The organism is Streptomyces botrytidirepellens, assembly GCF_003721215.1.
Lineage (GTDB): Bacteria > Actinomycetota > Actinomycetes > Streptomycetales > Streptomycetaceae > Streptomyces > Streptomyces himastatinicus.
Map to the genome: position 1 here is coordinate 1 of NZ_RIBZ01000722.1, position 8,006 is coordinate 8,006.

5 protein-coding genes are annotated in these 8,006 nt (G+C 71.9%); 1 reads left to right on the top strand and 4 read right to left on the bottom strand.

The window, feature by feature from the left end:
* Positions 1-122: 122 nt before the first annotated feature.
* Positions 123-2,693 (bottom strand): ABC transporter permease, encoded by a 2,571-nt coding sequence (locus EEJ42_RS36970; RefSeq protein ID WP_123106562.1) that lies wholly within the window; start codon positions 2,691-2,693, stop codon positions 123-125.
* Positions 2,690-3,478 (bottom strand): ABC transporter ATP-binding protein, encoded by a 789-nt coding sequence (locus EEJ42_RS36975; protein WP_123106563.1) that lies wholly within the window; start codon positions 3,476-3,478, stop codon positions 2,690-2,692. Before EEJ42_RS36975 ends, EEJ42_RS36970 begins: the two co-directional genes overlap by 4 nt.
* Before the next feature lie 436 nt (positions 3,479-3,914).
* Here EEJ42_RS36975 and EEJ42_RS36980 point away from each other — a divergent pair, with 436 nt between their 5' ends.
* The gene (locus EEJ42_RS36980) at positions 3,915-5,573 is read left to right on the top strand and encodes an MFS transporter (RefSeq protein ID WP_425473014.1); all 1,659 of its coding nucleotides are present in this window, start codon (positions 3,915-3,917) and stop codon (positions 5,571-5,573) included.
* Positions 5,574-5,630: 57 nt separating this feature from the next.
* Here the strand turns inward: EEJ42_RS36980 and EEJ42_RS36985 are convergent, their stop codons facing one another.
* Together EEJ42_RS36985 and EEJ42_RS36990 are read right to left on the bottom strand one after the other, a co-directional pair.
* Entirely contained in the window at positions 5,631-6,566 is a 936-nt protein-coding gene (locus EEJ42_RS36985; protein WP_123106564.1) for a coiled-coil domain-containing protein, read from the bottom strand.
* A gap of 231 nt (positions 6,567-6,797) precedes the next feature.
* Positions 6,798-8,006: SUKH-4 family immunity protein (locus EEJ42_RS36990; RefSeq protein WP_246097608.1), on the bottom strand; the 1,209-nt coding region annotated here is incomplete at its 5' end.

The window sequence follows — 8,006 nt, forward strand, 5'->3', positions numbered from 1 at the left end:
GCACACGGCAAAGGCCCGGCCCGGTGCGCTCCCCCGTCGCGCACCGGGCCGGGCCTCGCTCCCCCAGAGGCTGCCCCTCCCCCCAAAGAAGGGGCAGCCGTCCCGTAGCCCCGTCCCCGATCTCAGTCGGTGGCGATGGCGTTGAGGATGTTCATCCGTGCCGCCCGGAAGGCCGGGATCAGGGCCGCGATCAGACCCACCACGGCCGAGCCGATGAAGACCGTGATGATGGTCGGCCAGGGGATCTCCAGGGTCTTCAGCCCCTCCAGCGCCAGCAGCTTCTGCGCGGTCGCGCCCCAGCCCATGCCCAGGCCCAGACCGAGCAGCGCACCGAAGAGGGCGATGACGACGGACTCCAGCCGGATCATGCGGCGCATCTGGCGCCGGGAGAGGCCGATGGCGCGCATCAGGCCGATTTCCCGGGTGCGTTCGACGACCGACAGGGCGAGCGTGTTCACCACACCGAGGATGGCGACGATGATCGCGAGCGCCAGCAGTCCGTAGACCAGGTTGAGCAGCTGGCCGACCTGGTCCTTCATCTCCTTCTTGTAGTCGGTCTGGTCGCGGACCTTGACCGACGGGTACTGGTGCAGCTCGGCCTTGAGGGACTTGTACGCCGCGTCCTCCTGGCCCTCCTTCGCCTGCGCCAGCATCATGACGTCCGCCGGCATCAGCTTGGCGGGCACGTAATGCGCGACGGTGGCGATGTTGACGTACAGCGCGCCCTTGTCCAGGCTGACGTCGTCCGAGGTGATCGCCGCGACCTCGAGCTTGGCCGTACGGCCCTCCTTGAAGGCGACGGTCAGGGTGTCGCCCTGCTTCACCTTGTGCTTCTTGGCGAAGCCCTCCGGCACCGACATGGCGTCCTTGCCGTACGCGGCGGCCAGGTCGCCCGAGACGACCGGGGTCCGCAGGTCGTCCGCGTACGTCGGGTCGGCCGCGGACAGGTCCTCGGTGACCGTCCTGCCGCCCGGCACGGTGATCTTGGCGCCTTCGATCTGCTTGGCGTCGCTGATGTGCGTGAGGCCCTTGGCCCGGTGCGCCGCCTGCTCGATCTGCCGGGTGATCGGCTGGCCGGTGTCGGACTGGATGATGAAGTCCGCGCCGACCGACTTGTCCAGCTCGTCGGTGGCCGAGGCGACCATCGACGAGCCCACCACCGACAGACAGGCGACCAGCGCCAGGCCGATCATCAGGGCCGCACCGGTGGCGCCGGTGCGCCGCGGGTTGCGCAGCGCGTTGCGCTCGGCCAGCCGCCCGACCGGACCGAAGATCCGCAGCACGACGGTGGCGAGGGCCCGGACCACGAGACCGGCCAGCAGCGGGCCGATGACGATGAAACCGACGAGGGTCAGCACCACGCCGAGGCCCAGGAACATCGAGCCGTCGACGGCCTTGTCGGCGTTGCCCGCGACGACCAGGGCCGCCGCGCCGCCCGCGGTGAGCAGGGTGCCGATCGCGCCGCGGATCCACCCGGCCTTGGTGTCCGCCGGGGTGCCCGCGTCGCGCAGGGCCGCCATCGGGGAGATCTTCCCGGCCCGGCGGGCGGGGATGTAGGCGGCGATGACGGTGACGACGATGCCGATGGTGAGGCCGACGATGGGTGTGGCGGGCTTCACCGTCAGCTGGTCGGTGCTCAGGTGCAGACCGGCGCTGCCCATGATCTTGATCAGGCCGACCGCGAGCCCGATGCCGCCGAGGACGCCGAGGATCGAGCCGACGACGCCGAGCAGCAGCGCCTCGATCAGCACCGACCGGTTGATCTGCTTGCGGCTCGACCCGATGGCGCGCATCAGGCCGATCTCGCGGGTGCGCTGGGCGACCAGCATCGAGAAGGTGTTGACGATCAGGAAGATGCCGACCAGGACGGCGATTCCGGCGAAGCCGAGCATCGCGTACTTCATGACGTCCAGGAAGGAGCCGATGTCGCTCTCGGCCTCCTTGCTGGCCTCGGCCTTCGTCTGCACCTTGACGCCGGTGCCGAGCTCGGCGACGACGCTCTTCTTCAGCTGGTCGTTGCTGACGCCGGGCTGGGCGGTCAGCGCGTAGTTGGAGTACACACCGGGCGCCCCGAGCAGCTTGCGCTGCGCGGTGTCGGTGTCCATGTAGACGATGGTGGCGCCGGGGTTGGTCACCTGGAACGTGGCGATGCCGACGATCTTCGCGCGGAACTCACCGGGCACGGCGATGATCCGCAGGCTGTCACCGAGCTTCAGCTTCTTGGTGTCGGCGGTGTCGGCGTCGACCATCACCTCGGTGGGGCCGCGCGGCGAGTGGCCGGAGGTGAGCTTCACCGAGCGGTGCTCGGTGGTGTCCCAGTTGGTGCCGATGGTCGGGGCGCCGGAACTGGGCCCGATGCTGTCGCCCTTCCGGTTGACGACGGTGACCGACTGGCTGGTGGCGTCCCCGGTCACCGACTTGACGCCATCGACCTGCTTCAGCTGCGCCAGCTCCGAGCCCGGCAGGGTACGGACCCGGCCCTGCCGGGTGTCGTTGTCGCCGGCCCCCTTCGGGCTGACCGTGACGTCGGACGCCGTGCTCGCGAAGAGCTTGTCGAACGTGGCGTTGGTGGTGTCGGTGAAGACGAGCGTGCCGCAGACGAACGCCACGGACAGCAGGACCGCGATCGCGGACAGCGCCATCCGTCCCTTGTGGGCGAGGAAGTTGCGCAGTGAGGTCTTGAGGACGGTCATGACACCCGTCCACGGGCGTCGAAATGCTTCATGCGCTCAAGAACCAGGTCGGCCGTGGGGCTGTGCATCTCGTCCACGATCCGGCCGTCGGCCAGGTACAGCACCCGGTCGGCGTAGGAGGCGGCGACCGGGTCGTGGGTGACCATCACGATCGTCTGCCCCAGCTCGTCCACGGACCGCTTGAGGAAGCCCAGCACCTCGGCACCGGCCCGGGAGTCCAGGTTTCCGGTCGGCTCGTCACCGAAGATGATCTCGGGGCGGGCGGCCAGGGCGCGGGCCACCGCGACGCGCTGCTGCTGACCGCCGGACAGCTGGTTCGGACGGTGCTTCAGCCGGTCGGCCAGACCGACGGTCTGCACCACCCGGTCCAGCCAGGCCCGGTCGGGCTTGCGGCCCGCGATGTCCATCGGCAGGGTGATGTTCTCGATCGCGTTGAGCGTCGGCAGCAGGTTGAACGCCTGGAAGATGAAGCCGACCCGGTCCCGGCGCAGCTGGGTGAGCTTCTTGTCCTTGAGTCCGGTGATCTCGGTCTCGTCGATGAAGATCTGTCCCGACGAGACGGTGTCCAGCCCCGCGAGGCAGTGCATCAGCGTCGACTTGCCGGAACCGGACGGGCCCATGATCGCCGTGAAGCGGCCGCGGGCGATGTCCACGTCGACGTGGTCCAGCGCGACCACCCGGGTCTCGCCGGAACCGTACGCCTTGACCACCTGGCGTGCCCGGGCAGCAACGGCCGTATGTCCTCCGCTGCCCCCGGTCTTGGGAATCGATACGGCCGTTGTCACGGTGTACTCCTCTTTATCGTCTATATCGGATCCGGGACGGTCACACGTCCCCGATCGCCTGGTCGAGCGTGATGATGAGCCTTCCGGAAAGCGGCGGCCGGGACGATGAGGCCCGGCGCCGTCTTCGGGTGGGGCCAGCCCTACCCCCCTCGGTCCTGCTGGCCGTAACCACAGTAGAGAGCGGTACACCCCGGCTCGTCCTTCCCCGGGACGAACCCCGGGTAGGAGGAAAGGCAGCCCATCCCCTAGGGGAGTAGGCCCTGAGGTGGAGCGCGACTCGGGGTCGACTCTGCACCCTCACGTAACGGAAGGCGCAAGTCCGCGGCCTCAGCAGCCCTGATGCGTCCTTCCCCTGCCCTGAGGCGGCATGGAATGGTGGGTCGTACAAGAACTGGACACCAGAGCCGGCGCGGACCGGCGGAGGGAGTGCGCCACGGTGGGCGGCACCGCAGAAGGACCCGACGCGGACTCCATATCCCCGCTCCCCGGAAATCCCCCTCCCCGGGAGAACCCCCCGCCCCGTGGGGCAGCCCCCGCCACGCCCCGCGGACGCCGCCCCGTCGTCGCCGCGCTGATGCTCGCCATGGCGCTGACCGCGCTCGACTCCACCATCATCTCGACCGCCGTTCCGCAGATCGTCGGCGATCTCGGCGGCTTCTCGGTCTTCTCCTGGCTGTTCTCCGGCTATCTGCTCGCCGTCACCGTCACCCTGCCGGTCTACGGGAAGCTCTCCGACACCTTCGGCCGCAAGCCCGTCCTGGTGGCGGGCACCATCGTGTTCCTCATCGGATCGCTGTTGTGCGCCGGAGCCTGGAACATGGCCTCCCTCATCGCCTTCCGCATCGTCCAGGGACTGGGCGGCGGGGCGCTCCAGGGCACCATCCAGGTGGTCGCCGCCGACCTCTACCCGCTCAAGGAACGCCCCAAGATCCAGGCCCGGCTCTCCTCCGTCTGGGCCCTGTCCGCGGTCACGGGCCCCGCGCTCGGCGGAGTGCTCGCCGGGTACGCCGACTGGCGCTGGATCTTCCTCATCAACCTGCCGATCGGGGCGCTCGCCCTCACCCTGATCGTCCGCCATCTGCACGAACCGGTACGGCGGCGGGCGACCCGGCCCCGCATCGACTGGGCGGGCGCCCTCACCATCTTCGCCTGCGGCGGACTGCTGCTGACCGCGCTCGTCCAGGGCGGAGTGGCCTGGGGCTGGCGCTCCGCGCCCTCCCTCGCCCTGCTCACGGCCAGCGCCGGATGCGCGGCCCTGACCGTGTGGATCGAACGGCGCGCCGCCGAACCCATCATTCCGGGCTGGGTGTGGCGGCGGCGCACCATCTCGGCGGTCAACCTCGCGCTCGGCGCCCTCGGGCTCCTCATGATCGCCCCGACCGTCTTCCTGCCCACCTACGCCCAGTCGGTGCTGGGCCTCGGGCCGATCCCCGCCGGATTCGTGCTGTCGGTGATGACCCTGAGCTGGCCCATCTCGGCCGCCCTCAGCAGCCGCGTCTACAACCGCGTCGGCTTCCGGAACTGCTCCATGATCGGCATCGGCGCCGCCGCGCTCATCCTGGCCGCCTTCCCCCTGCTCCCCTACCCCGGCGCCGCCTGGCAGCCCGCGCTGATCATGCTGCTGCTCGGCGCCGCGCTCGGGCTCTTCCAGCTCCCGCTGATCGTCGGCGTACAGTCCTCCGTCGACTGGGCCGAGCGCGGCACCGCCACCGCCTCGATCCTCTTCTGCCGCCAGGTCGGCCAGTCGATCGGCGCGGCCCTGTTCGGCGCGGTCGCCAACGCGACGCTCGCCTCCCGGCTCGCCGCCGCCCCGTCCGGCATCCGCGACGGGCTCCCCGGCGACCTCGACTCGGTCTCCCACGCCCTCGACCGCCCCGGCGCCCTCAGCGCCGGGGCCGCCGACTATCTGCGGCGCGCCGTGGACAACGCCGTCGACCACGTCTACCTGGGCGCCGCCTCCGCGGCCGTCCTCGCCCTGCTGGCCCTGCTGTTCCTCGCCCCGCGCCGCTTCCCGGTCCGCGCCGAGGCGGGAAGCGGAACGGAAGCGGAATCCGCCGCCGACCCGCTGACGGCGAACCCCACCCGGGAGACCTGACCCGGACTCCCCGGCTTACGGGCTCCCGGACTCCGGGCTGCTGGGAGGTCTCGGGGGTCAGGTCTCGGGGTGCGGGCGCGGCTGCGGGTGCGGGCCGGAGGCGGCGTCCTCCGAGACCGGCTTGCCCGTCAGGGCCGTCAGGCTGCCGCGCACGTGCTCCAGGTGGGCCTTCAGCTCCTCGCGCCGCTCCACGTGTTCGCGCAGGGTCCGCTCCGTCTCCCGGGCCAGCCGCTCCTCCCGGGCCCGGGCCTGCGCGACGATCTCCGCCGCCTGCGCCTGCGCGTCCTCCTGGCGCAGCCGCGCGGCCTGGTCCGCCATCGCGTACTCCCGCTTGGCGTCCGCCAGCCTGGTCTGGGCGTGCTCCTCCATCTGGACCAGCCGTGCCGTCATCGCCGCATCGCGCTCGACCAGCTCATGCCCGGCCGCCTCCCACCGGTCCGCGTGCTCCCGCTCCTGCTCGGCGAGGATCGCCGCGGTACGCCCGCGCATCTCCTTCAGCGCCGCCAGAGACTCGCTGCGCCACTCCTTGACGTCCCGGCGCGAGGCCGCGCGCAACTCCTCCACCTCCGCCTGCGCCGCCTCCAGGGTGCTGCGCGCCGACGCCTCGGCGGCCTCCCGCACCCGCTCGCCCTCGTCGCGGGCGGCGTCCCGGACGACCCGGGCCGCGGCCTGCGCGGCCTCCCACTCCTCCTGCGCCGACGCCTCGGCCGCGGCCCGCAGACAGCCCACCTCCTCCTCGGCCGCCATCAGGATCAGCTGCGCGCGGTCGCCCAGCGATTCGTACGTCTGGGGGGCCAGCTGGGCGATCACCTCACGCAGCCGTTCGGCGTCGGCGGCCAGCTCGTTGGCGAGAACGGTGAGGCGCGCGGCGCGTTCCCACGCCGCGTCACGCGCCTCGGACAGCTCCGCCACATAGCGGTCGACCTGCGCGGGACGGTAGCCACGGCCCCGTCCGCCGATGGTGAAGCCATGACGTGACACCGATGCGCCCATCCTTGGAACCCCTTAGTCCGGTAGGCAACGCGCTCCGGCGCACATCTTGATGGATGGGGTCTTATCGCCCATAACGCGACACTCCGCCCATCTCCCCGGCCGGGGCCCGCCCGGGTACCACAACGACAAGGCGCCCGCCCCCGTCACGGGGGTCGGGCGCCTCGATGGGGCGCGCGCTCGGCGCGCTCCGGCGGGAATCAGGCCGGGGTCAGGCCCGGGTCAGGCAGGACGTCAGAGCAGACCGTCCCACATCTGCTCCAGCAGCACGGCCCACCAGTTGTCCGGCGCGGACAGGGCGGCCGGGTCCAGCGCCGCGAGCTGCGCCTGGAAGTCGACGGTCCAACGGCCCGCCTGCTCCGGCGTCAGCCCGTACCGCAGCCGCCACATGCGGCCCAGCAGCCCCATGCAGCGCACGAACTCCGGCAGACCGGTGTTGACGAACTGCGCCGGCACCGGCTGCGGCGCCGCCTCCAGCGGCACCGCCACGATGTGCGCCGTGCCGTACTGCACGCACAGCTGACGGCCGAAGTCGTTGCCCATCACCAGGTACGACCCCGCGTCGGCCGCGGGCTGCACACCGCGCTCCGCCGCCAGCTCCGCCAGCGTCGGCACCGGGCGCCCCTGCTGCGCCTGGGCCCAGAAGAACGGGCCGAAGTCCGCGGGCAGCCCCGCCCACACCAGCGTCTGCGCCACCACGTCCGGTACGCCCTGCCGCGACACCGCGCGCTGGTCGAACCGGACGATGCCCTGCGGCCCGAACGCCTGGCCCAGCTCCTGCGCCAGCCCCTCCGGCGGCACCGGCGGAATCGGCTGCACCTGGCTGGGGTGCGGCAACGGCACCCGGTTGGGCGCCGGGCGGGCCGGGCCGTCCGCCACCTGGTGCAGTTCGCCCTGGTGCTCGATCAGATGCCGCACGCCCTGCTGCCGGGTCGCGTGGTCCCGCCCGTACGGCGCCGTGTGGCTGATCCGCACCTGCGGCCACGACTCGCGGATCATCCGGGCGCAGTAGCCGCCCGGCAGATCACACGACTCCAGCTCGGTGTGCAGCTCCAGCACCTGCTGCGGCGGCACGTTCATCGCCCGCAGCTCATGCAGGATCTGCCACTCCGGGTGCGGGGTGCCGGGCGCCGAACGACGGATCAGCTGCTGCTCGGAACCGTCCTGCGCGCGGTAGCGGAGGACCGCCATATAGCCGGGGCCGACGGTCGGCAGCCCGGCGGGTGGCGGCGGATACGCGTACCCGCCGCCGGGGCCGGGCGGCATGCCGGGCGGCGGCGTCCCGGGCTGTGCCACACCGTGCGGCGGCGTGATGCCGGGCACCGGCGGACCGGCGGGCGGCGGCATGTTGGGGACACCGGGAGCGCCAGGGGCACCGGGAGCGCCGGGCGGCGGGGCCTGGCCGCCGGCCAGCATCGTCGCCGCCTCATGCACCCCACCGCC

Bases quoted from the DNA above. Each gene is read 5' to 3' on its own strand.
- EEJ42_RS36970 (WP_123106562.1), bottom strand. From the start codon at position 2,693: ATGACCGTCCTCAAGACCTCACTGCGCAACTTCCTCGCCCACAAGGGA.
- EEJ42_RS36985 (WP_123106564.1), bottom strand. From the start codon at position 6,566: ATGGGCGCATCGGTGTCACGTCATGGCTTCACCATCGGCGGACGGGGC.